Raw genomic sequence first — 25,671 nt, forward strand, 5'->3', positions numbered from 1 at the left:
AAAAATTTTTTATTTAGAACAACTAGATACAAAAATTTTTGCCTAGTTCTAGCGTAATTTTCTTAACGTTAAATAGACCCCATATATAAGCAGATTGGTATTAGTTACTTAACCTGAACGCTGGATAATAAATCTATTTCGAGCAGCTATTTTCAGCGCTAACTGCGTTGAATTTACTGGCAATAGGCCAGTTATTGACGCGTAAATTCGCCTTGTTTTCACTGAAAATCTCTTAACCAGAGTTCAGGTTAATTAAATTAATTCATTTGTGATTGTGGGTATTAAATTATGCGTGCTCTAAAACATGTAGCTATATGGCATAACGTAACGCCAACACTGTTTCGTAATGAAATTGCTCCACTAGCCGAGCCTGCTATTTTAAAGGGCTTAGTGAACGATTGGCCTATTGTTAAAAAAGCGAAAAAAGACGAAAAGATACCTCCAGCTCAATTGCCCACATGGTTAGAGTATTTGAGTAGTTTATACGTAGGAGGTGATGTCAGGATGGCTGAAATTAAGCCCTGCGCAAACCCCCACTTTTCGTATAATGAAGCATTAAATGGGTTTAACTTTAATCGAAAAATAGCCAGTTATGCGCATTTTTTGCAGTTATTGTGCACAAACGCGCAAAGCATTGAGCAAAATAATCAAGCCGGTGCAGTGGCAATTCAAAGTGCTCCCGTTGCTGATTACTTTAATGAATTTGTACCTCAGCATAGCATGGCGCTGTTTTCTGATAATCCACAACCACGATTTTGGCTTGGAAATCAATCTACCGTAGTCGCTCATTATGATGACGCTGAGAATATTGCCTGTGTAGTGGCGGGTAAACGTAAAGTTACCTTATTTCCTCCACATCAAATTGCTAATTTATATATTGGCTCGCTGGAACATACCCCCGCAGGGGCACCTGTTTCAATGGTAAATTTAGATGATCCCGATTTTATTAAGTTTCCTAAATTTAAAGAGGCATTAAATGATGCGCTAATTGCTGAGTTAGAGCCTGGGGATGCGTTATTTATTCCTACGCTTTGGTGGCATCATGTTGAAGCGTTAAGTGGCATTAATATGCTGGTAAATTATTGGTCAGGTGGATCAATTACTCATACTGATGAGCCTGTGCCAATGGATGCCATGTTGCTGGCAATATTGACGATTCGCGATTTACCCAAAGCACAAAAAAAAGCATGGCAAGCCTTTTTTAATTATCAAGTATTTGATTACGACCCAGTACAAAACCAACATATTCCCGATCAATTTAAAGGGATTTTAAATACCTTAACAGATCAACAAAGAGTGCAAGTTAAGCAATGGCTTATCAAGCAGTTGAGCTAATTAAGTACAGTGAGATAACGTATGTCGATGAAATTATTATTAGTTGTTTGTTGCATGGCACTCAGTGTGAGTGCCTGTCAGAGTAATACCGAAAGTAGACAGCAAAAACAAAGCACTAAATTGAGCCCTGCAACTAACGCAGCCATTGATACCATTGCGCAAAGCTTAGAAATTAAATACCAACAGGTGGATAACCGGCCCTCGGCACAATGTGACCAGCAAGTGGAAGGGGGCAATTGTTATAAAGCTAATTTACGTTTGAGTACCCATAAAGCAATTAATTCTACGCAGTGGAAAATTTACTTTAGTCATATTACGCCCATTCAGAGTATTGAAAGCGAAGAGTTTACAATTAATCACGTCAATGGTGACTTACATGTTATAGAGCCAACCGACAAATTTACGGGCTTTAAAACAAATGAAACAAAGGTCATTACTTTTTATGCCGATTTTTGGTCGTTGTCAGAAACAGATGCAATGCCTAACTACATCGTGGTTAACAATAACGACTATGCAAAAGTTGTTAATAGCACCAAAGCCATTATCGATGAAGATACGGGGCTAGAGTTATTACCTTTTGTTATGCCGTATACTGATACTGAGCGCCAGTTCAAACGCACTAAAAATGATAAAACACAAAGGTTAACCGCTGAGCGTTTATATGAGCGAAATAAAAAATATGATTTTTCGTCTTATCTCACACAAAACCAGCAATCAACCGGTGTTATTGCACAGCAAATCATCCCTACGCCTAGCTATTCTAAGTTTAGTAGTACGCGCACACTTAATATTAGTGAAGGGCTACACTTTAACTTCAATAATGTTAATAAAAACAAAGTGACTGCAGCTATTAATCGTCTTGAAAAACTAGGCATAAAACGTACAAACAGCGCATTGGCGATTGATGTTAATCTGCATTTAGTCGCCAATAGCACTGATCCGCAAGGAAGTTATCAGTTAGCGATTAAAGCCGATGCGATAGATATTAATGCGGTTGATGAGTCGGGAATTTTTTATGCCATTCAGAGCCTTGCGAGTTTATATAAAGTAGCAAGTGATACCTTGCCTGTTGGTGACGTTAAAGATTTACCTCATTACCAATTTAGAGGGATTTTAGTTGATGTAGCGCGTAACTTTCGCGATAAAAACTTTATTTTAAAGTTACTCGATCAAATGGGAGCCTACAAACTCAATAAACTCCATTTGCATTTAGGTGACGACGAAGGCTGGCGCTTAGCGATCCCTTCATTGCCTGAATTAACACAAGTGGGATCAAAGCGCTGTTTTGATAAAACAGAGCAACAATGTTTACTGCCACAACTAGGGGCGGGTGTCGATGCGTCGAGTGAAGCGAATGGTTTTTATTCTGTGGCTGACTATCAAGAAATCCTCAAAGCGGCGAGTGCGCGCCATATTCAAGTTATTCCTTCATTAGATATGCCAGGGCATTCTCGCGCAGCAATTAAATCGATGACGGCTCGTTATAATAAATACCTAAAGCAAGGCGACACGCTAAAAGCGGAGCAATTTTTATTACATGATCCGTCTGACACTACGCAATATTCGTCTGTGCAATATTACAACGACAACACTATTAATGTGTGTTTAGAGTCTTCTTATGCATTTATTAATGAAGTAATGCAGCAAGTTAAAGCAATTCATAGTGAGGCTAAACACCCTTTAACCCGTTACCATATTGGTGCCGATGAAACCGCAGGGGCTTGGGTTTCATCGCCAGCGTGTGCCCAGTATATAAAAAATAATGATTCTGGCATTACTAAGCTAAGTCAGTTGGGAAGTCACTTTATTGAGCGCATAGCAAATATGCTTGAGAGTATGGATATTGAAACTGCGGCGTGGAGCGATGGTTTATCTCATACTAATTTACACAATATGCCAGCGGTAGTGCAAGCAAATAGTTGGGGCTTATTAATGTGGAATGGTCACCAGCTAGCCCATCAGTTTGTGAACCAAGATTGGCAAGTGGTATTATCAAACCCTGATGTTTTATACTTTGACTTTCCTTATGAAGCAGACCCTAAAGAGCCCGGTTATTATTGGGGTTCGCGCCATATAAATACTGAAAAAGTATTTCAATTTATGCCTGATAACCTGCCTGTGCATGCAGAGTTTTGGCTTGATAGAGAAGATAATCCTTACGTAGCAGACGATACACTTAAGTTAGATGAAGCTGGAAATATTAAATCTGCGCCATTAATTGCGAATAAGCACGTTTTAGGTATTCAAGGACAATTATGGAGTGAGAATACTCGCACCAATAATATGGCTGAATATAAATTGTTTCCGCGTTTACTGTCACTCGCAGAGCGCGCTTGGCATAAAGCAAGTTGGTCAGTGCCTTATAACTATAATGGTTTTGTTTATAGTCAAAATAGTGACCGCTTTACAAAGCAGTTAGCACAGCTTCGTGATTTTAAATGGCAAACGTTTTCGGCTACCTTGGGACTAAAAGAATTTGCTAAGTTAGAGGCTGAAAATATTCATTTTCGTATTCCAAATGTAGGAGCGCAGATAGTAAAAAGCACGCTTTTTGCCAATCTTGCCTATCCAGGCTTTTTGATTGAATACAAAACAGTCGATGGTCAATGGAGTGACTATAAGCAGCCTGTAAAAGTGGACGCTGATATATGGGTGCGTGCTAAAACTATCTCGGGTAATCGCTTTGGTAGAGCATTAAAGGTTGCGCACCCTTAGGGTGTGTTGACCTTTCGTGATTAATTTTGCAGCAGGCTGTTTGATATTTAAGCAAGGCAGAGTCTATGGTGTGTGGTTATTTCCCATAAATAGGCGATAACGCAGCATGAATGCCAAACATCCGCAGCCCTTTGAGCTCGTCTAGAGACGATTAACTCTTTGTTGCTCGATTTTTACTTATTCTTACAGGGATGGAAGCCATTAGAGTAACGCAGGAGCAGCTACCGAGCCCACTCGATTACAAACTCGCGCCGCGATTAAATCGCCCCTAGATTGAACAAATTTCAATCCACAAAGGTCAACACGCCCTCGGGTGAAAAATACATTAATGGAAGCCATATAAAAAGTTATTTATATGTAAATAATTTAATGACAACGCTGTCATTTGTGCTAGTATAAGATTACTAAATTACGATAGAAATTGTTTTATTAGCCGCAGTTCAGGTTATTTAGAGTATTTACGCAGCATGGTCGAATAAGGTAAGAGGCAAACATGATCACAGACAATATTAATAAAAATAAACTCTTTATGGGGATCGATGGCGGCGGTACTAAATGTAGGGCAATTATTGTTAATGAATCGAATGACGTTCTAGGCGAGGGTATAGCAGGGCCTGGAAATCCTTTACATGGTTTTACACAAGCAACAGCATCAATAGAGCAATCCGCGCGTTTAGCGCTACAAGATGCAGGTTTAGCTGATATTTCCTTATCAGAAATTACGGCAGGCATTGGTTTAGCGGGTGTAAATTTACCCAGTTTATTGACTCAAATGAATCAATGGCATTCTCCGTTTAAAAAAATGTACCTAACTACCGATTTGCTTATTGCGTGTATGGGGGCTCATCAAGGCGAAGATGGCGCCGTTATAATTGCAGGCACTGGTTCATGTGGATTTTCATACGTAAATGGGCATGCTTTTATGCTTGGTGGGCATGGTTTCCCGCATGGCGATAAAGGGAGTGGCGCATGGGTAGGCTTTGTTGCTTGCCAGCATGCGCTTATGGAACTTGATAAGTTAGTGCCCAGTAGTCTTTTAACCACGCAAGTGTTGGCTCATTTAAAGGTAAGTAATGCAGTGCAATTGGTTGAATTAATAGCGAACAAACCAGCAGCTTATTTTGCACAATTAGCAGCATGTGTTTTTAAATCTGCACAGCAAAATGATGCCGCAGCAATCGATATTATTAAAGACGGTGCAAATTATATCAGCGATATAGCACGCGAATTATTAAAGCAAAACCCACCAAGAATTTCATTTATTGGCGGCTTATCTGAATCGATAACCACTTGGTTAGATAGCGATATAAAAAGTAAATTAGCAGCGCCTTTGTCAGCACCAGAAATGGGCGCGGTACTTTATGCTAAGCAGCAAATTAACAACACTAGGCAGGAATGATAATGTTTCAAACGTTGATGGAAAAAGAAGCGGCGCAAACTCCCCATGTAATTAAAAAACAGTTAATTGCAAACCAACCTTTAGTCGAAAAAATAGGCCAAAAGCTTCGCGATATAGCCCCAAAAATGGTCATGATTATTGGTCGAGGTTCATCTGATCATGCCGGTGTGTTTGGTAAATATTTAATTGAAATTGAAGCGGGTATTCCAGTGAGTTCAGCTGCGCCATCGGTGGCCAGCATTTATGGTAAATCAATAAAGTTGCAAGATGCCTTAGTGATTGTTATTTCACAATCAGGACGCAGCCCCGATATTATTGCCCAAGCAAAAATGGCTAAAAAATCAGGTGCTTATTGTATTGCTCTTGTTAACGATGAAGAGTCTCCATTACAAGATATTGTTGATGATTTTGTGCCGCTTAAAGCCGGCGACGAAATTTCTGTCGCGGCGACTAAAAGTTACTTAGCAACGCTCTCTGCTTTAGTTCATATTGTCGCTAATTGGACGCAAAATCAGTCCTTAATTAATGCATTAAATGAGCTGCCACAAGCGCTTAACACAATGATTGATTCGCCCGCGCAACTGACTCCGCCTGCATTTGCCAAAGTAAGTAATATGGTGGTACTTGCGCGTGGGTTAGGATTTTCTATCTCCAAAGAAATGGCTTTAAAATTAAAAGAAGTATGTGCAATTCATGCAGAAGCATTCAGTAGTGCCGAATTTTTGCATGGTCCGGTGACACTCGTCGAACAAGGATTGGTTATTTTAAACTGTGCTGTTGATGACGAAACGGCAACCTCACATCAGCAACAAATAGACGAAGTTACGCAACGAGGGGCTGAGATCATTAATTTGAATCAAAATAACATTGTTATCCACCCTCGTTTAGCGCCATTTTTAATTTTACAGCGTTTTTATTTAGACGTAGCCAAGGTCGCACTAAGTAGAGGCTTTAATCCTGATGAGCCTAAGGGGCTTAAAAAAGTAACAAGGACGTTATAAATGTCAGTCGAACGCGTTCATATAGCACAATTTTTTGATGGGCAACAAATGCAGAGCAACAAAGTGTTCACCATCGAAAATACAATCATTGTTGATATTGATGACAATGTGCAAAAGTACGATAAAAAGTTAAAGGGCCTCGTTGCGCCGGGCTTTATTGATTTACAAGTCAATGGCGGTGGCGGTGTATTGTTCAATCGTACGAGCACACTGTCAGGTATTAAAAAAATGCTGTTAGCGCATGCGCAATACGGAACGACAGCAATGCTACCAACATTAATTACCGACACTGTGGAGGTAATGCAACAAGCCGCTGATGTAATAGCACAGGCAATAGCAAAAAAAGTGCCTGGCATCATAGGTATGCACTTTGAAGGTCCACATTTATCAGTTGCAAAAAAAGGTGCGCATAGTGCTGAGTTTATTCGCCCAATTTCTGATCAAGAATGGCAAATATTATCGCGTCAAGATTTAGGCAAAGTTATTGTTACTGTCGCCCCTGAAAATGTATTACCCAATGATATTAGTAAAATGCGCGGACTGGGCATTCAGGTTTGTTTAGGCCATACCAACGCAACGTATAATCAAGCTCAACAGGCTGTTGAGGCCGGTGCCACAGGGTTTACGCATTTATACAATGCAATGTCACCCTTTCAAGGCAGAGAGCCTGGTGTAGTCGGTTGCGCATTACTTAATGATGAAACTTACTGCGGTTTAATTGTAGACGGCCATCATGTTGACTTTGCATCTTGTCGGCTGGCATTAAAAGCGAAGCCACAAGGTAGAGTGTTTTTAGTAACGGATGCAATGCCGCCAGTGGGCACAAATCAACATGAGTTCGCCTTTTTTGACCGAACAGTACATTTGCAAGACGGTAAATTAACGTCAACCACCGGAGAGCTCGCAGGCTCGGTTTTAGATATGGCAAGCGCGGTTAGAAACTGTGTTCAACATGTGCAAGTTTCGTTACCCGAAGCGCTCAAAATGGCTAGCTTGTATCCTGCAAAGTACATTGATTTACCTGCTGGGTGGGGGCAATTAGTAATAGGCAGTCCTGCAAATTTTGTAGAATTAAATAATCAACAACAGGTAATTAGCACTTGGATTGGCGGTGCTCAGCTTTTTTAAAAATATAATAAATATAATTAAAGGAAAATAACATGACAACAAATGTTATACACACATCTAAGCAAAGTAGCGTGGTTCCCATGGCTATTATTGCGGTTTTGTTTTTTATACTGGGGTTTGCGACATGGTTAAATGGCTCATTAATGCCGTACTTAAGCCAAATACTCAAGTTAACTCCGTTTCAAGGCTCGCTTATTTTATTCTCGTTTTACATAGCTGTTACTTTTACCGCTATTCCATCAGCAATGTTGATTAAAAAGGTCGGCTATAAGAATGGGATGGCGTTAGGCATGACGGTTATGATGGTTGCAGGATTGTTGTTTATTCCAGCGGCTAAATCACAAATATTTCCACTGTTTTTATTAGCTCAACTAGTTATGGGAACAGGCCAAACGCTATTGCAAACAGCAATTAACCCTTATGTTGTACGTTTAGGCCCTGAAGAGTCGGCAGCTGCTCGAATTAGTATTATGGGGATTTTAAATAAAGGGGCAGGTGTTATTGCACCTATGGTTTTTACCGCACTTATTTTAAATAATTTTACAGGCACAGTTGGGCAAGCGTTATCGCAAACCCAAATTGATTCGATGGCAAACAGCCTTATTTTACCTTATTTAGGCATGGCACTGTTTATTGGGGTGCTTGCCCTCGCTGTAAAAAAATCGCCTTTACCAGAGCTTGCTAAAGAAGAAGAAAACTCATCAAGTTCTTTGAGCGAAGTGAAAGAAACGTTATCGCACCCTAATTTAGCATTAGGCGTTATTGCTATTTTTGTTTATGTTGCTGTTGAGGTTATTGCGGGCGATACAATTGGCACTTTTGCGCTATCGTTAGGGATTGAAGGCTATAGCGTAATGACCTCGTATACGATGGTGTGTATGGTTGTGGGTTATATTTTAGGGATCACTTTGATCCCACGCTTTATTTCGCAGCAAAAAGCACTCAGTATTTCAGCCACGTTAGGGGTGATATTAACGCTGGCTATTTTATTTGTTGACACGCAATCAAGCATTATTGCTAATACCGTATTAGTTCCATTAGGTGGGGTACAATTACCGGATGTGTTATTGATGATTGCTTTTTTAGGCTTAGCGAATGCGATTGTATGGCCTGCTGTGTTTCCGCTTGCTCTATCAGGAATGGGTAAACTCACCAGTACAGGCTCAGCGTTGCTTGTAATGGGTATTGCGGGCGGTGCGTTTGGGCCTATGTTTTGGGGATTATTAAGCGGTTTAAGCTCGTTACAAATGGGGTACTCCGTTATGCTCCCGTGCTATTTATTTATTCTATTTTATGCCGTTAAAGGCCATAAAATGAAAAAAGCGATGGTTGAGTAACGCATTTAATAGCAAGGGCTTACTGATCAAACTAGTAAGCCCTTGCGCTTATAACCATATTAAATAACCAGAGTTCAGGTTAAATAGTGTGTGTTTTAAAAACGCCTAGCTGAAAATAAGCTAACTCAATCTTGTTACTTTCATTTTTACCTTACCTGCATTCGCACCATAAAAGCGGCTTAAGTCGTTTGCAAATGGACAAAACTCACCTGACTTAGTGATTTTAATATCTGCGCCATCTGCTATTTCGAATAGATGATCGTCGCTTTTATTTATAGCGCCTATTAACGAAAACCATTGTGCGTGAGGCAATCGTCTAAACGGTTCAAGCACTGCCATGGGGATTTCTTTTACACCAAGTTGCACATTATCGCGGCTCCAGCCTAATGGTGTGCACTTTATACCATCGTCAAACCAATATTGATTTGGGTAGGGTGCAAAGCGATACGTAGCACCTAGTTCAAGCATTAAGCCTGTAGCATTGTAGTGCTCACTGGCAAATACGGTTACATCTTGGCTTTGGTTAATACTCAGCATACTCATGTTTTGATTAGCCAGCTCAATATGAGCGCTTAGCCCTATAAAACTCAACGTGCTGTTGTCGCTGTAACTAATTTTATATTGCCGCTTTTTTAATGACTCTGGTCGATAGCTTGTCAGTTTATTAATACGCTCAGCTACGCTGTGGTGCACGAGCGGTTTAAGGCTGCTGGTTTCGTTATCTAGTAATACGGCGCATTCCCTGTCTATTAATTTTAACAGCGGGTTAAACCAAAAGTAATTTTGTTGATGACTCAATGCAAGTGGATCGGGTATCACGGTAACATCATCTTGCGCCACTAAGTTACTATCAGGTAGTAATGTTTCGTAATCTATACTATGACTGGTTAGTAAAGATATACTAAGCGGCTGCTCTATTAACCATTCTAAGGCGTAGCGTAGGCAAATATCAGCTAAACCATCGCGATAATAACCGCCGCCAATATCAGAATGCGCGCCAGCAAACCACAGCTCAGTAATATTACTTTGATGATTCATAAGTGTGGGTTCAAACGCACGTCTTTTTTCATCAAGGGCTACGCAGTGCAGAGCTTGAGTAACGTTTGTTGCTATGGTGTGGTTTTCAAAAATAACATGCTCTGCGCCATAAGCCGCTTTATTTATTTTTGATAAGCCAATAGAGGCCACGGTATCAAATACACATAAATAAACGTTTTCCTTTATTAAGCGTTCAAGGCATTTAGCAAATCGCCTAGCAAGCGCAGCACCTCGGCTAAAACCAGTTAAAAGTAGTGTGTCGCCACGTTGGTAATGAGTTTTAAAATCACTAAAAGCTTGATTTAAAATGCTAGCTACATCGTCACTTCGTGGCGCAAATGTTTGATTTAGTACCCGCTTTAAGTGGCTACCTTTGGTACCAATACCTTGGTAGTAAAAACTAAGTTGGTTTGAAAATGCAGTGGTAGTGGCGTTTTCTAACTTACCGCCAAGTAGTAAGTGCAATTTTAGGATATTAGAGATACTGGCGTCTTCTTTAAAGTGTTCTGAGCTAAATTGCTCTGCGTCACGAGGCTCATTACCTGTGCCGTCAAAGTTAAAAATTAGCGTTTTTCCCGCCATAGCCCCAATCCTTTATTTGTTTTAAATACTCTACACAAACCGTGTTAAAAATTAAAGACAGTGATAGCGCCCTCGGTCTTTAATTTAAACCGCCTTTAATGTAATTTCATTTTTGGGCGCACAACACGTAGTACTTTTTCGCTTATCCATAATGCAAAGGTTTTTGCGCTGCCGTGTATGGCGCGTTGATGCATTCTATAAAGCGATATATACATAAAGCGGGCAATTTTACCTTCAATAAAAAAGGTATTACTGGTGAGGTTCCCCATTAAGTTACCCACAGTGCTGTAGCTCGATAAGTTAACCAGCGAGCCATGATCGCTGTATTTAAAGCCGCGTAGTGGTTGCTGCTTCAATGTGGCTATTAGGTTTTTTTCAACGCACTGCGCCATTTGATGCGCCGATTGTGCGCGTGGTGGTACTTGCTTGCCATCGGCTTGGGTAAATGCGCAGCAATCGCCTAATACAAAAATGCTCTTATCAACGGTGCTTTGTAAAAACTCGTTTACTTGAATTTGATTGCTACGAGTCAGCTCAAAAATACCTAAGTCTTTAATAAAATCAGGCGCTTTTACACCTGCCGCCCATACCATAATATCGGCATCAATGTGTTCATCATCTTTGGTGATAAACCCTTGTTCGGTGCCTTCTTTTACTTGAGTTTGCTCGCGCACATTTACGCCAAGTTTTAATAGTTCGCGTTTGGCGCTGGTAGCTATGCGCTCAGGTAATGCAGGCAAAATACGTGGGCCGGCTTCTATCAAATGAATATGTAAACGTTTAGAGGACATATTCGTTAAGCCATAAAGTTTTAATAGCTCCGACACATGGTAAAGCTCAGCAGAGAGCTCAACACCCGTAGCGCCGCCACCTACAATGGCGATATTAAGCGATTGTTGTTGGTTGTCGTCTTGATGAAGGCGGGTAAAGCTATCAAGTAGCGAATGCTGAAAGCGCTCTGCTTGTTGGCTTGAATCTAAAAAGTAGCAGTGCTCTTTTATACCTGGCGTATTAAAGTCATTACTTACGCTGCCAATGGCAATAACAAGGTGATCGTAGCGTACGGTGCGGCCAGGTAAAATGGTGTGGCCTAACTCGTCATTTAATGGGGAGAGGGTAATTTTTTTATTGCTTTGGTCTATATTGCAAAACGTTCCTAGTTGAAAACGATAATTATGTTTTGCGGCATGGGCTGAATACACAACGCCATCTAAATCGGGGTCAATAGAGCCTGTCGCTACTTCGTGCAGTAACGGCTTCCATATGTGGGTACGATTCTTGTCTATTAGCAGTATATCTGCGTGATTTTTTTTCCCTAGTTTATGCCCAAGTTGGGTTGCAAGCTCTAATCCGCCAGCACCACCGCCAATAACGACGATTTTAGGTATTGTAATACTCATAACGTTGCCCTTAAAAATAATATACCCAAATAATCTGTATTATTTTTAGTGTTTTAAGGTTATTTGGGTATCGCAAAAATTATTTTTGGCAAACGTACTAGCATAGTATTTAGTAAGGTTATTTTGCGCTTAAATAAAGGATATGTCAGCAAAAAATGATGATCAAAGGCATATAAGTTATACTCACGTTTTTATCGCCTAGCTGTGCAGTTAAATCGCTGTTTAAAAACAACGAAAGGACACTTATGACCGCGTCATTAATTCAATCACTTGAACAACATTTTGGTTTCAGCCAATTTAGAACAGGGCAACAACAAACTATAGAGCAGCTTTTAAATGGTCAATCGTCACTGGCGATATTTCCGACCGGCTCGGGTAAATCGTTGTGTTACCAACTCACCGCATTGCACTTACCTAATTTAACGCTTGTGGTGTCGCCACTGCTTGCCTTAATGAAAGATCAAATTAGCTTTTTAAATAGTAAAGGCATTTATGCAGCTAGCCTTGATTCGAGCCAAGATCAAATGCAAAGCAGCACCGTAATGAACGACGTGCGAAACGGCAAAATTAAAGTATTAATGGTCTCGGTTGAGCGATTTAAAAACGAGCGTTTTAGAGAGTTTATAAGTCAAGTGGCACTTTCAATGCTGGTGGTAGACGAAGCGCATTGTATATCTGAATGGGGTCATAACTTTAGACCCGACTACTTAAAGCTACCGCGTTACCGCGAAGAGCTTAATATTCCTTTAGTGTTGTTGCTTACGGCAACGGCAACTAAAAAAGTAAAGCGTGATATGGCCGAGCGTTTTGCTATTGCACCTGAGTGCATTGTGCAAACGGGCTTTTACCGCGCTAATTTAGATTTAAGCGTGTTGAGTGTTAAAACCGCCGATAAAAATACCGAACTTGCCAATATTGTACGCGCGCAAAGTGGCCCCGGGATTGTGTACGTAACACTGCAGCAAAGCGCCGAGCAAGTAGCTAATGTATTAACCGCGCAAGGCCTGCAAGCAGTGGCTTATCATGCCGGGCTTGAAGATACGCTTAGGTGGCAAATTCAAGATGATTTTATGGGCGGTAAAATTAATGTTGTAGTGGCAACCATCGCCTTTGGTATGGGCGTTGATAAATCGGATATTCGTTTTGTTATACATTACGATTTGCCTAAATCGATAGAAAACTACAGCCAAGAAATTGGCCGAGCAGGGCGCGATGGTAATCCGTCAAACTGTTACACGCTTGCTAATTTAGACGGGCTCAATACGGTAGAAAACTTTGTATATGGCGACACGCCAGAGCTTAGCGGTATTGAATACGTAATTAACGATATTCGCCAAAGCCACCAGCAATGGGAAATGCAAGAGTACAGCCTTTCAAGCGAAAGCAATATTAGACAATTGGCCCTTAAAACCTTGTTAGTACAGTTCGAAATGCAAGGAGCAATAACGCCACAATATGCGTACTACGCCGATTTTAAATATAAATTTTTGGTCGATAAAAATGAGCTACTTAGTCACTTTGACGAGCAACGCCAAGCATTTTTAACACAAATATTTAGCCACACCGATTTTAAAAAAATATGGGGCACGTTAAATTTTGACTCCCTTACACAAGCTGCGCAGGTTGATCGCAAACGTGTAGTGGCTGCCCTTGACTACCTAGCCGAAAAAAACCTAATAACGCTTGAGACCAAACGTATTACCCAAGTATATAAAGTGCATGGGGAGGTTATAAATAATCCCGAGCTTGCGCAGCAACTTCACGACTACTTTACCGACAAAGAACAAGCCGAAATTAAACGTATAGCTGCACTGATACGCTTTTTTGAGCTGCAAAGTTGCTTAAGCTATAACTTAGCGCGCTATTTTGACGATCAAAATGCCCCTGAGCAATGTGGGCATTGTAGTGTGTGTAGAGGTCATGCGGTTAAGCTTGAGTACTCTATAAAGCCTGCGCACATTGATGAGCAACTTATTTATCAAAAAGTAGATGAGTTTTTAGCGCATATGGCAGATAAAAATCATCAAAACGTGGGTGTTGAAACCCAATGCCGTTTTTTAGCGGGGATGAGCGTACCGTTATTTACGCGCAATAAAGTACGCCAGCTGAGTGGCTTTGCATTGTGCGAGCAGATGCGTTACGGCGATATTAAAGCAAAACTACTAGCGCGTTAAACTAGTTACTGTATCCTAGTGGCTTATTCAAAAAAGTAAGCCACTATGCCGCATATTGTTATTCCCGTTGAAAATATTACGACTACCCCAGAGCCCGTTACGTGTGCTAACTGCCAAGCCTGTTGTTGCCAATTAGAAGTGCGCATAGTAACCGACACCGGCGTGCCTTTTAACTATATAGAATACGATAAATGGGGCAGCGAAGTAATGAAACGCGCTGACGATGGCTGGTGCCAAGCACTCGATCGTAATACGCTTATGTGCTCCATTTACGAAAACCGCCCATTAGTGTGCCGCGAGTTTGAAATGGCCTCAGACGAGTGTATTACCGAGCGTGATTTAGCGGGTATATAGTTATCTCGTTTAGATTAGTTAACTAGGTTATACCTATATAACTATTACTACCTACAAAAAAGGGGCTTAAAGCCCCTTTTTAAATTGCTGTAAAACGCTAAACACTAAACACTTAAACTTTAAAGTAACTAATATACTTTTTGAGTGTGCCCGACAGATCCGCTAATGCCACCGCTTCTTGTGCGTTACTATTTAACGACATACTGGTTTCTTTCGACATATTAGCAATTTCTTCAACGCCGGTACTTATTTGTGCCACGGTAGCTACTTGGGTTGATGTTGCCTCAACAATTTCCAGCACGTTATGTAATGAGTCGTTAGCTTGTTGTTGTATTTGATGGAGTAACTCGTTTGCTTCGTGGGTAAGCGTTAAACCATTTTCTACTTGCGGTACTGTGGTTTCCATCGCGGTTACCGATGCTTGCGTGTTTTCTTGTACTTGCAAAATCATTTTTTCAATATCGCCCGTTGCATCGCCAGTACGCTGAGCAAGTTGCCTTACTTCATCAGCAACTACTGCAAATCCACGACCAGAATCGCCCGCTCTGGCGGCTTCAATCGCGGCATTAAGTGCTAATAAATTAGTTTGATCAGAAATACTGCGGATCACACTTAAAATATCACCGATATGTTTTACGTGCTCTTGCAGTACATTTACTTGGGTAACTGTTGCTTTTACCGTAACAGAAATTTGTTCTATCTCAGCCGCCACTTTTTGTACCGCTGAACTCCCTTGCTGAGATAACTGCGCTGTAATTTTTGAATTGTCTTCAGTTTGTTTGACTGAGCCGGCAACAGAATTAATGCTTCTGCTCATCTCCTCTAAACTACTCACAGCTGAATTTATATACGTCACTTGTGTGTCGGCAGCGCTAAGTGCTTGTTGAGAACCCGATGCCACGCTTGCAGAGTGGGTCGATAGCTCTTCAGATGAATTAATTATACTATCGACAATGGTTTTTAATTTACTTTGCATTACGCCTACAGAGGCCATCATGCTATTAGGGCAACACGAATGAACATCTGCGGTTAAATCGCCTTGGGCAATAAGTGCAATTACTTCTGCGGCTTCTTGCGGCTCGCCACCTACCGAGTTTCTGATCTGTTGGCTAATAACATAGGCAACGCCGGCACCGATTAAAGTGGCAAGCGTTGTTAATAAAATCATCCATATTCTAAATGAGCTAGCTACTTCGCGGGTCTCGATAGTTGTCATTTGATTTGCTTGTTCTTGCAAGTTTATAAACTGGTTTATGGTATTAAGCCATTGTGTAAATGCTGGGCGGGCATCTGTTAATAATACGCTCGACGCTTGATTTAAATTACCTGCTTTTTTTGCACTTATTATGGTTTTGATTAAAGGCTGAGTACGTTGCTCTATTTGATTGATTTTTTTAATTAGTGAGCGTTCTTCATTGGACATATTGGCAGTGAGTTGACTCATGGCACGACTTGATGTTTGATAAAAAGCGTCTAGTTCTTCTATATCATTAAAAACTGTACTTAAGTCACTTTGGTCAGTTATTAAAACAACATCACGAACGGCAATTGCTCTGTCGTGTACACTCCCTCTATAATTTATAGCGTAACGTTGCTTTACTGAATTCACATCGGTCATTTGCGTAATATTGTTATTAATAAGGCTAACGCGTGAAATTCCGATAATTGTTAAAATAAGCATCATCGATAAGATCACACCGAACCCTGTGGCTAAGCGCATATTTATGGTCATGGTTTGTTCCAAATGTGAGAAGTACTGACTTTGTAGGCCACCAGTACAATTAAGAAAATTTTATAATAATTAGTCCATTATGCACTATAGGAACAGTATTTAGCACAACAATCCGCTTTTTTTGTAAAATATATGTATATAAAATGAGGGCCTGTTCACCTTTCAGGATTAAAATATGTTCTATTAGGTGGCGATTTAATTGCAGAGCTATAAAAACAAAAAAGAGGCCTAAGGCCTCTTTCAGTTATCTGTGCTATGCCATTGACTAGTCGTATTTGGCTTCAAGTTCGTCAGCCGTATGAAATTTTTCATGGCTTTGTAATTGCTCGTCGTATTTAACCAGGTTTTTAAAGTGCGCTAATTGACCTGAGTTTTTAACAATTTCAACAATAAACGACATCATAAAATCGGCGCCGGTTAAGGTGTCGCCCACTAAATAACGTTTACCTTCTAGGCGGTCGTTAAAGTAGCTAATTACTTTAGCTGTTTCAGCGTCTGCATAGCCCTCTAAAAACTGTGTTTTAGCACCGTCTTTTAGTACAAACATTTTAAGTAAAAGCGGTAAAATTGCTGAGCTTTCTGCAAAGTGCAGCCATTGCTGGTAGTCAACGTAATCAGCTGTGCCTGCTTGTGGAGCAAATTTTCCATTACCATATTTAGTAATAAGGTAGTCGGTAATAGCGCCTGATTCGGTAACAATTAAGCCGTCGTCTTCAATTACTGGCGACTTACCAAGTTGATGAATATGCTTTAGTTCATCAGGAGCTAGGAAGGTGTCTTTATTGCGCTGATAAGCGACAATTTCGTAATCAACATCTAGTTCTTCTAAAAGCCAAATTATGCGTTTAGAACGTGATTTATTTAAATGGTGTAGTTTGATCATGTCTGTCCTTGCAGGCTTATAAAGCGCGATACTTAATAAGCCGTTTAAAATTAAAGTGGGTTATTAATTTTAACCACAGTTTTACCAAAGTTTTTACCGCTGATCATATCGTTAAACGCGCTAACTGTGTTTTCGATGCCTTCTACCATGTGTTCGCGGTATTGAATTTTTCCATCTTGTAGCCATTTTTGCATGTCTTGTGCAAACTCGTCGTAGCGGTGGCCGTAATCATCAAAAATAATAAAGCCTTGCATTTTAATACGCTTAGTAAGCAGTTGGCCCATTAACATACCTAAACGGTCTGGACCCTCTGGCAAACTCGTTGCGTTATATTGCGATACTAAACCGCACAGTGGTACGCGTGCGGCTGTGTTAAGCAAAGGTAATACGGCGTCGAATACTTTTCCGCCCACATTTTCGTAGTAAACATCAATACCCTTGTCGCAGGCTTTTTCTAGTTGCGCAGCAAAGTCATCTGCTTTGTGATCAATACACGCATCAAAGCCTAGCTTTTCAACTGCGTGGGCACATTTTTCGCTACCGCCAGCAACGCCCACTACTTTACAGCCTTTAATTTTAGCTATTTGACCAACCGTTGCGCCCACTGGACCTGTTGCGGCTGCGACTACTACGGTTTCACCTTCTTTTGGTGCGCCAATATCAAGCAAGCCCATGTAAGCTGTAAAACCAGGCATACCCAGTATACCTAACGCGTACGAAGGGGTTGTAGGCTCTTTTCCTAATTGCATTAAGCCTTCGCCGTTGGTAATGGCGTAGTCTTGCCAACCTGTGTAGGCAAGAACCCATTCGCCTTTGCTAAACTTATCGTTTTTAGACTCTTCTATTTGGCACACTGTCGCACCAACCATGACATCGCCAATATTGACAGGATCAGCGTACGACTTTGCATCGCTCATACGGCCACGCATGTATGGGTCTAATGATAAATAAATAGTACGCAATAACACTTCGCCATCTTTTAATGCAGGAAGCTCTACCGTTTTTAATTCAAAGTTTTCATTGCTGGGCGCGCCGTGCGGGCGTGATTTAAGAGTAAGTTGGCGACTAGTTGTAGACATAAAATCTCCTATTAATATAAATAAACTACTTATCGAATGTTTACGCTTTTGAAATCGTGTTCAGCTAAACAAGAATGCGCGAATAAGCAGTATGAATATGTACAATGCGTACCTTAATACAGGAGTTTTGGGCGGATGGTTGATAATTCAACCCTAATGAGTGGAGTATTTATTCTAATTCGAATTTTAAAGCTGAGCTTTAAGTAGTAAGTACCTCTATTACTTTGTTTTAAAGTCCTCTAATATAAGCAAGATATGATACCTGTTTAAGATACCTTTATGCATCCACACATAGCCGCCCTTTATAATAGTGCCCAAAAGCCAAGCCGTTTAATTATTGGTTTAATGAGTGGCACCTCGTTAGACGGACTCGATGTAGCGCTTTGTAGAGTAACGGGCGCAGGCTTAAATACACACATTGAGGTTTTAAATTTTACCACCGTTGATTACAACGACGATTATAAAACTAAAATAAAACAGGTATTTGCTAAGCGAGAGTGCGATTTAGAACTTGTGACTTTACTGCACCCGTGGGTAGGTAAGCATCATGGCACACTGGTTAATCAGTGCTTAACTAAGTGGAATATAAACCCAGCCGATATAGACGTAATAGCCAGCCACGGGCAAACAATTTATCACTGTCCGCAGTCGCAGCATAATCATAAAGACTTTAATAACGGCACCTTACAAATTGGCGACAGCGATCAAATAGCGGTTACTACCGGCATTACTACTATTGGTGATTTTAGGCAAAAACACATAGCTGCAGGAGGTGAGGGCGCACCACTGGCGGTATATGGCGACTATTTGTATTTTTCGAGCGCAGCCGAAAACCGTATTTTGTTAAATATGGGGGGGATAGCGAATCTCACGTACCTACCTAAATGTGGTAACGCAAGCGCGGTATTTAGCTCAGATATTGGCCCTGGTAATACTATTATGGATGCTTACGTGCAGCGTTATTTTTGTGATATGCATTACGATAATGATGCTGCGCTTGCAAAAGCCGGTACGCAAAATAAATTGCTGTTAGAAGCGCTATGCGACGATGCATTTTTTAATCTCAGTATGCCTAAAACCACAGGGCCTGAGGTATTTAATTTAGCGTATTTAGCTGCGGCTCAAACTCGCTCAAATACACATAACTTACAACATGACGATATAATGGCAACGCTTAATGCATTTACTGCTCATGTTATTAGCAAAGCAATAAATGAGTGTGTTAAAAACGCGCCAAACTGTGTGGTATATGCAAGCGGCGGCGGAATACACAACCCATTATTAATGGAGCAGCTACAGGCGTTTTGCCCTGCGGTAAAAGCGTTTAAAAATACCCACGCACTCGGAATCGATCCAGATGCTAAAGAAGCTGTACTATTTGCTATTTTAGCAAACGAATGCCTAGCAGGAGAGCAACAGCATCTAAATAATACAACGCAAGGTATTGCTGGCGTTACTATGGGCAAAGTAAGCTTCGCTGATTAATAACTTATCAGTGTTACAGGAGTGCAATCAGCATTAAAACAGTGATAAAAACGTAGATCCCATACTCGTAAAATAGCGACGAATACCTTGCGGTTTAGTGCGCTCTACATTAATAAATGGTGCGCAGTAACCTTGTTTAAATGCCTTAATATGCATATCAAATTGTAAGCTGTTTTTTAAAGTTGCGTGCTTACCATGCAGCATCAATTGCATTACAAAACACTGGCTTTGTGTAATTTTGCTCAAAGTAAGATTTACGACACCTCGTTCAAGATCCGCATTCGTTAACGTGTGCTCAGTAAAATACTGCGCGCCACGAGCACTTGGATGTGTAGCGCTAAGTGAAATAGTATCATCTTCATGCGCTGCATCAGGCAGCATGCATTGCAGCGCAATGTTATGTGTTTCATTGGCTTGTAACGAAAGCTTTTCGTATTCCATGGTGTGGCTCATGGCCGCAGACATTGGATCTTCAAATGATTGCAGCGCAAATGTTAGTTGCACTAAAGGTGTGCTCATCTTACTTTGTCTTCTTGAGTCTATATATTTATCGGATAGAAATTATCCACTATCAAGATTACAGAATTATGACTCTGATAGTATAAAAACTACGCATTAAGTTGATTTGATCAAAAAGGATCTTTCTTGTCCTAGGGCGTGTTGACCTTTGTGGATTGAAGTTTGTTCAATCTAGGGGCGATTGAATCGCGGCGCGAGTTTTGTAACCTAGTGGGCTAAGTAAAAACCGAGCAACAAAGAGTTAATCGTCCCTAGAAAGAACCCAAAGGGCAGCGCATGTTTGATATCTATGCTGCGTTATCGCCTATTTATGGGGAACAACCACACATCACAGGCTCTGCCTTGCCTAAATACCAAACATACTGCTGCAAATTTAACCTCGAAAGATAAACAGGCCCTAGTTTGGAATCATTTCTCAGGCATCAGCAATAGAGAATCATATCCAGCAGGGCTAGAGAGGAGCTGGCAATATGTCTTATTTGGGCTTTGCTACTCGGATTTAGAATTGCATCCTAAGTCATAAATAAGTTTAAATATCAGTTTGTTAAATCTAATTAATAAAGGGGGCCACTATGCATATCGCGATTATGGGTTTACGTTTGAGTACTTGCAAGACGATCATGAGTGAAAGTCGTACATTGAGTAAGTTAGTTGTTTTATTAATCCAAACCCTGTTTAACAAAATATACTAAGCAACCTATGGATCGCTAGATGCAATAGCTATGTTTGCATCTTTATACAAACATGAGTTCACTTACCTTTTTGAAAACTTATCAAGCTTATTCGCTATGGCTTCAATACAAACTTTTACGCTTAAAGGCAGATGTTTTTCGTAGGGATATAATGCATAAATATGATTTATTGGTAAGGTTAAATGGGGAAATACTTCAACTAAAGCAGGTTCAACTGAACTCAACTGAAAATCAGGTATTAAGCCAATACCTGCGCCCTCTTTTATTAAGGCTAAACAGGAATAAAAAGAATTTGATCTACATTGTGCCGTTGCTTCAAACACAATAAGCTTACCTTGATTATCACTAAATTCATGGCTGATTCTCTTACCTTGCCACGTATTAGCTATGTACATAGCGTTATTTATATCTCCTTGTGTAACAAGGTTATGGCGACCACAAAGTACGTCTCGGAATTGACCTATTCTGCGTTGCTTAATATTACTTGTTTGAGATCGCCCCACCCTGATCGCTAAGTCGATATTATCAGACATTAAATTAAGATGATCATCACCGCTTATAAGCTCAGGTTTAAGCAATGGATATTTCTTAAGCAAATCACCAACAGCGGGGGCAATAACAACATCCATTAACGCATTAGGCGCAGTAATTTTAATATTCCCTTGCGGCACTTCTACTGAATTTTTTGCTTGCTTCCAAGCAATATCAGCAATTTTATTCATTTCTCTACATGATTGATAAAATGCCTCTCCTTCGTTAGTAAGTATGTGCTTCCTTGTTGTGCGTTTAATTAACAACACACCAAGTTCTTGTTCTAGCAACTTTAAGTGCTGACTAACAACCGATTTTGATAATTGGAGCGCTTGCGCAGCATTGGTGATCGATCCGGTTTCAACGATATGGGCAAATATCGACATATGACGTAATTGATTCATGATTATTGTCCGTAAAAAAAGAACTATTAATTCTATTGCCTTTGTATATAGATGCAAACAATAGTTCTATTATTTATTCACAAGATAACAATGAGTAAGCAATCATGAGAAAGACAGTTTTAGCATTATGTAAAGAAGGTTCAGAGTCTTGGAAAGTGGCTTTTAATAATAAAGATGCTGCTGGTTGCGCGCAGCAATATACTAAAGATTCGGTAATGACAGCCAAGCCGATTGGTGTATTTGAAGGAATAGAAGACATTCAAACTTGTTGGCAAAATATTATCGACCAAGGTTTTGCTAATGTTGAGTATACGAATATTAAGTGGGAAGCTGCTGGTGATAATGGTTATATTCTATCGTCTCAATGGACAATGAATAAAGCCTTTGGTGTTGTTCATAAAGAGCATTGGGTGATTGATCATGACGGTAAAGCTCGTATGATTTCTGATGAATTTGAAATACTTGGCGAGAGATAAATAAAAGAAGAAGTTAGGATGACATCTACCTAATTATTACAGAAATTGTCAATGAGACGACAGCTGTTTATTAAAAAAGGGTAAAACGACTCTGCTGCATTGAGCCTGCTTTCCTTTTAATAAAGTACAAAATATTGCAAACAATAAAGGTATGAACAAATTGACCTTGCGGGGTTAAATGAAAGTGAATACCTTTACTCCACACTGCGGTAATTGTACTGCTTTGTTTATAATAGTGAAAGGCTATAAAGCACGAGGTATTGAAAAGGGTAAGCTCCTATCTCCCAAATAACCCACTCAAACAGCTGTAATATTTTCCAAATGCCAACTAAAACAGCACTGAATCCTCTTTTAATATTTCACGTAAAACTGAAGTAACCGATTGAACCAAAATAGGAACTCAGCTATGGTTTGTTTATCAATAAAAACAAATAAAAAACGAGTTAATTTACAGGCTCGTTAGGTCTCGCTCCATATGACACCAAGGATTGTAACTTATGTTTCTTCTGGGCTTTTCGCAGCTGTATTTTTCTTAAGTGGTATGGCTATTATGTTTGGCTTTGGTATTGTCTTAATTGGACTTGTAATTGGCTACCAACCAGATTTCGATGATCTCTCAATTTATGAGGCTGTGTTTGTTTCAATATCATTATTTATTGCCGGTTTGAGCTTGTTAGGTGTTGGTGCTTCTTTTTTTATCAGTATTTTTCTAGAGATTCAGTTACTTGAGCACTACAAAACGAAAGGTCTTGATGTCGAGGCTCTAAGTTTCAAGCACCCATATAGTTGTCGGGAGTTACACGATTACACATCAAATGTAAGCGATGCTTGGGTAGGCACTGGAGCAGGTAAATCACTAAATAAGTTTGTACTGAGTCTTAAACGTATTGCAAATTTTAGCTTTTTCTCGCTTATTATTCTGTTTATGTTGGCTATGGTTGTAACGGTCGTGTATCTAGAGTTTATAAAATCGTAGCGGTACAGGCCTAATCGGGTAGTCGGAGGCCTCTAATCTCCAGCCACCATACCACGCTTTTTATTAGTAGGAAGTGCAACGGGTGATTCATCCCCCATGATGAATATTCATCAAATACCTCTCAATAATACTAAATGTTGTAAAGCGAACTAGCCTGAACTCTGGTTAAGAGATTTACTAATATATTGAACCATGATGATATTTAAATTTATTTTTCTCTAGCTAGAGATTTTCAGTGAAAATAAAGCGAATTTATGTGTCAGTAGCGGGCCTATCTACAAGTAAATTCAAAGCAGTTAGCGTTGAAAAGAGCTGCTTGAGATAGATTTATTATCCAGAGTTCAGGTTAACTAGTCATTGCTTAGCGCAATATTTATTCTTTTTTAGCTTTTACAAAGCTCTTTACTTCCAAGCACCTACTTTTTGTACTAGTGTGGGGCGGTTTTATGGCTTCAAGCTGCATTTAATCGTTAATCATCATGATGAAATTGTTGCTGTGAAAGTGACAACAGGTAATCTAGATGATACTCAACCAGTATATGAATTAGCGAGCTGCCTAACAGATAAATTGTATGGTGATAAAGGGTTAAAGCTTGCAAAAATATGAATGTAAAAGCGATGTTATTATGGGGTAGGGCATTGTTTTTAAGTTGCTTTCTAGTCTAGGTGTCGGAACGTGAACAGCTTCATGCTGGATTTAGTAGCTGGATTGGTGGTTTATTACTAAAAATCAAATAAGCCAAACCTTAATTTAACTTACGTAAAGCTCAACGACACAACTACTGTAGACATTAATTGTTGCAGCGTGTGCATTTGTCTAAGCATAAGTTAATAAAAAATCGATTACAGGTTTACTGTAATCGATTTTAAATACAATCAAAATAGATATCTAAAATTTTCCAACTGATTTTACTGAATCAGTTAACGAAGCCGCCCCAACATAGCCTATCATACTTGGGTTTTTACTGACTAAATCAATAACATCTGCATCACTTCCAACTTCTTTTGGTGGTGACCCTTTACCCGTAAAAACCAATTTTGACCAATAAGCCTTTAGTTGACTGCCTGACTTTGATAGTACATTACTACCAAACTCTTTACGGGCTGCCGAACCTGAATCCTGATTCAATGGCACAGCTATATTCCCGTCGGAAAACGATTTCACTTTCCCTAAAAAAATCTTTGTAATCTCAGATTGATCAAAACTACTGTTATTAGATGGGTGAACAACAATAACAACCTCAGCACTTACTGAGTAGCAGCTAAGCAATAAAAGCGATAAAAATACTTTTTTAAATAATATCATAACCTATTCCTTAAAATACCAAATCAATGCCAAGTGTGATCGACTTACTATCACCTGCAACGGCTAAATCAAATGATTCATCATTCACTTTGTCAAATTGAACTTTAAAAGCCGCAGAGGAATGAAAATCCCAACGTATTCCAGCTGACGTTGTATCATGCTGCTCACCATCTTCTGCATCTTCCTTAAATTGAGAGTAGGTGACATACGGAGTAATAGTGTCGAAGCGATAACCTAGGGTAATCATTGAGGTGTCAAGGTTGCCATTTAGATCTAATCGATTTAATTCTGTTAATACAAACAAGTTATCAAAATCTAAATTAACTGCAACACCGTAAAACTTACCTGTTCGGCTAGTCTCACCATCAAATAAAACTCGCTCACCTTTACGGTAACGCTCATTTTTGTATGTCATGTGAGTTAGGCGAACTTCAAACCAATCTTTGTTTAATGACAGTACTCCGCCAAGCATGTCACGCCAAATTTCACGTGTAGGTTCTTTGAAGAAAAACTCACTGAGCAGTTTATTTTCTTTATCGTCTTCTTCGCCATAATAAAGATTCCCCATGACAGACCAATCACCAATTTCACCACTATATAGCGCGTTAACGCCGCTGTAGTTAAATATTTGCCATGTGTAATTATCAGCAGGTGGGCGCATCCACACATAGGCATAGCCTACGTCATAAAAGTCAGAATAATAAAACAGCGGCAAGCGCTTTTTACCTGCTTGGATCGTCCAATGTTCATTTATCTCATAAGATATGTATGCCCATTCAATTGTTGCATCAAAATCATTAGCCCCTCGAGCAACAATTTGACCTGTCATAGATAAACCTTCGGCTAGGTCAGCGTTAATTTGTAGACCGAATAAGCTTTCTGGTTCGAACGAAATATCTTCTGAATAAGCTGAAACAATAGGATAGTCAGCTAAAAAAGTAGGGGGTATATCATATTGCGGGACTCCACTTCCAGATAAAACCTTACCAGCATTTATACTGGTAAACCCTGAGAAGTTAATCTCCCCATAAGAAGCTCCTGTAAATAGAATGCAATTCACAGTTAATAACCAGTACAGCTTTTTCATCATTTGCTTACCTTATAATATTAGTATTTTGTAATATG

At 39.9% G+C, this 25,671-nt stretch carries 20 protein-coding genes and 1 pseudogene; 12 read left to right on the forward strand and 9 right to left on the reverse strand.

Annotated elements, in window-relative coordinates; translation table 11 throughout:
- Window positions 1-288 precede the first annotated feature (288 nt).
- The 6 genes from PALI_RS17160 to nagP all read left to right on the forward strand — a co-directional run bounded on the left by PALI_RS17160 (window position 289) and on the right by nagP (window position 8,915).
- Complete coding sequence (locus PALI_RS17160) at window positions 289-1,335, forward strand: cupin-like domain-containing protein (RefSeq protein WP_193156832.1); 1,047 nt, start codon at window positions 289-291, stop codon at window positions 1,333-1,335.
- 21 nt (window positions 1,336-1,356) lie between these two features.
- Complete coding sequence (locus tag PALI_RS17165) at window positions 1,357-4,050, forward strand: family 20 glycosylhydrolase (RefSeq protein ID WP_193156833.1); 2,694 nt, start codon at window positions 1,357-1,359, stop codon at window positions 4,048-4,050.
- A 493-nt stretch (window positions 4,051-4,543) separates the two neighbouring features.
- The gene (gene nagK, locus PALI_RS17170) at window positions 4,544-5,449 is read left to right on the forward strand and encodes an N-acetylglucosamine kinase (RefSeq protein WP_193156834.1); all 906 of its coding nucleotides are present in this window, start codon (window positions 4,544-4,546) and stop codon (window positions 5,447-5,449) included.
- A gap of 2 nt (window positions 5,450-5,451) precedes the next feature.
- On the forward strand, window positions 5,452-6,450 hold the full coding sequence (gene nagB-II / locus PALI_RS17175) for a glucosamine-6-phosphate deaminase NagB-II (RefSeq protein WP_193156835.1): 999 nt from the start codon (window positions 5,452-5,454) through the stop codon (window positions 6,448-6,450).
- On the forward strand, window positions 6,451-7,578 hold the full coding sequence (gene nagA / locus PALI_RS17180; protein WP_193156836.1) for an N-acetylglucosamine-6-phosphate deacetylase: 1,128 nt from the start codon (window positions 6,451-6,453) through the stop codon (window positions 7,576-7,578).
- A 32-nt stretch (window positions 7,579-7,610) separates the two neighbouring features.
- Window positions 7,611-8,915 carry an N-acetylglucosamine MFS transporter NagP gene (gene nagP, locus PALI_RS17185; protein ID WP_193156837.1) on the forward strand — a complete coding sequence of 435 codons (1,305 nt, stop codon included), beginning with the start codon at window positions 7,611-7,613 and terminating at the stop codon, window positions 8,913-8,915.
- 120 nt (window positions 8,916-9,035) lie between these two features.
- On the opposite strand, the gene PALI_RS17190 is transcribed toward nagP, so the two are convergent.
- The gene (locus tag PALI_RS17190; RefSeq protein ID WP_193156838.1) at window positions 9,036-10,535 is read right to left on the reverse strand and encodes a phospholipase effector Tle1 domain-containing protein; all 1,500 of its coding nucleotides are present in this window, start codon (window positions 10,533-10,535) and stop codon (window positions 9,036-9,038) included.
- Window positions 10,536-10,630: 95 nt separating this feature from the next.
- On the reverse strand, window positions 10,631-11,935 hold the full coding sequence (locus PALI_RS17195) for an NAD(P)/FAD-dependent oxidoreductase (protein WP_193156839.1): 1,305 nt from the start codon (window positions 11,933-11,935) through the stop codon (window positions 10,631-10,633).
- 245 nt (window positions 11,936-12,180) lie between these two features.
- Here PALI_RS17195 and PALI_RS17200 point away from each other — a divergent pair, with 245 nt between their 5' ends.
- Window positions 12,181-14,109 (forward strand): RecQ family ATP-dependent DNA helicase, encoded by a 1,929-nt coding sequence (locus PALI_RS17200; protein WP_193156840.1) that lies wholly within the window; start codon window positions 12,181-12,183, stop codon window positions 14,107-14,109.
- Window positions 14,110-14,154: 45 nt separating this feature from the next.
- Entirely contained in the window at window positions 14,155-14,463 is a 309-nt protein-coding gene (locus PALI_RS17205; protein ID WP_077535485.1) for a YkgJ family cysteine cluster protein, read from the forward strand.
- A gap of 112 nt (window positions 14,464-14,575) precedes the next feature.
- Here PALI_RS17205 and PALI_RS17210 read toward each other — a convergent pair whose 3' ends face one another.
- From PALI_RS17210 to PALI_RS17220, 3 genes are all read right to left on the reverse strand, one after another.
- Window positions 14,576-16,195 (reverse strand): methyl-accepting chemotaxis protein, encoded by a 1,620-nt coding sequence (locus PALI_RS17210; protein WP_138586282.1) that lies wholly within the window; start codon window positions 16,193-16,195, stop codon window positions 14,576-14,578.
- Window positions 16,196-16,460: 265 nt separating this feature from the next.
- Window positions 16,461-17,078, reverse strand: coding sequence for a glutathione S-transferase family protein (locus tag PALI_RS17215; RefSeq protein WP_193156841.1), 618 nt, complete (start codon window positions 17,076-17,078; stop codon window positions 16,461-16,463).
- 50 nt (window positions 17,079-17,128) lie between these two features.
- Entirely contained in the window at window positions 17,129-18,157 is a 1,029-nt protein-coding gene (locus PALI_RS17220; protein WP_193156842.1) for an NADP-dependent oxidoreductase, read from the reverse strand.
- Between the two features lie 279 nt (window positions 18,158-18,436).
- Between PALI_RS17220 and PALI_RS17225 the strand changes: the two genes are divergently transcribed.
- Entirely contained in the window at window positions 18,437-19,642 is a 1,206-nt protein-coding gene (locus PALI_RS17225) for an anhydro-N-acetylmuramic acid kinase (protein WP_193156843.1), read from the forward strand.
- Window positions 19,643-19,675: 33 nt separating this feature from the next.
- Here PALI_RS17225 and PALI_RS17230 read toward each other — a convergent pair whose 3' ends face one another.
- The gene (locus tag PALI_RS17230) at window positions 19,676-20,161 is read right to left on the reverse strand and encodes a hypothetical protein (RefSeq protein WP_077535490.1); all 486 of its coding nucleotides are present in this window, start codon (window positions 20,159-20,161) and stop codon (window positions 19,676-19,678) included.
- A 754-nt stretch (window positions 20,162-20,915) separates the two neighbouring features.
- The gene (locus PALI_RS17235; RefSeq protein ID WP_193156844.1) at window positions 20,916-21,788 is read right to left on the reverse strand and encodes a LysR family transcriptional regulator; all 873 of its coding nucleotides are present in this window, start codon (window positions 21,786-21,788) and stop codon (window positions 20,916-20,918) included.
- 104 nt (window positions 21,789-21,892) lie between these two features.
- On the opposite strand from PALI_RS17235, the gene PALI_RS17240 reads away from it, so the two are divergent.
- From PALI_RS17240 to PALI_RS20425, 3 genes and pseudogenes are all read left to right on the forward strand, one after another.
- Window positions 21,893-22,264: a Cif family virulence factor gene (locus tag PALI_RS17240; RefSeq protein WP_138586287.1), complete on the forward strand. Its 372-nt coding sequence runs from the start codon at window positions 21,893-21,895 to the stop codon at window positions 22,262-22,264.
- A 475-nt stretch (window positions 22,265-22,739) separates the two neighbouring features.
- On the forward strand, window positions 22,740-23,240 hold the full coding sequence (locus tag PALI_RS17245; RefSeq protein ID WP_077535492.1) for a hypothetical protein: 501 nt from the start codon (window positions 22,740-22,742) through the stop codon (window positions 23,238-23,240).
- 430 nt (window positions 23,241-23,670) lie between these two features.
- A pseudogene (locus PALI_RS20425) lies at window positions 23,671-24,072 on the forward strand (transposase); the annotation flags it as partial.
- 57 nt (window positions 24,073-24,129) lie between these two features.
- On the opposite strand, the gene PALI_RS17255 reads toward PALI_RS20425, so the two are convergent.
- Window positions 24,130-24,546 carry a type 2 periplasmic-binding domain-containing protein gene (locus tag PALI_RS17255; protein WP_171037530.1) on the reverse strand — a complete coding sequence of 139 codons (417 nt, stop codon included), beginning with the start codon at window positions 24,544-24,546 and terminating at the stop codon, window positions 24,130-24,132.
- Window positions 24,547-24,556: 10 nt separating this feature from the next.
- The gene (locus PALI_RS17260; protein ID WP_404935939.1) at window positions 24,557-25,636 is read right to left on the reverse strand and encodes a porin; all 1,080 of its coding nucleotides are present in this window, start codon (window positions 25,634-25,636) and stop codon (window positions 24,557-24,559) included.
- Between the last annotated feature and the right edge of the window lie 35 nt (window positions 25,637-25,671).

Source organism: Pseudoalteromonas aliena SW19, from assembly GCF_014905615.1.
GTDB classification, from domain to species: Bacteria; Pseudomonadota; Gammaproteobacteria; order Enterobacterales; family Alteromonadaceae; genus Pseudoalteromonas; species Pseudoalteromonas aliena.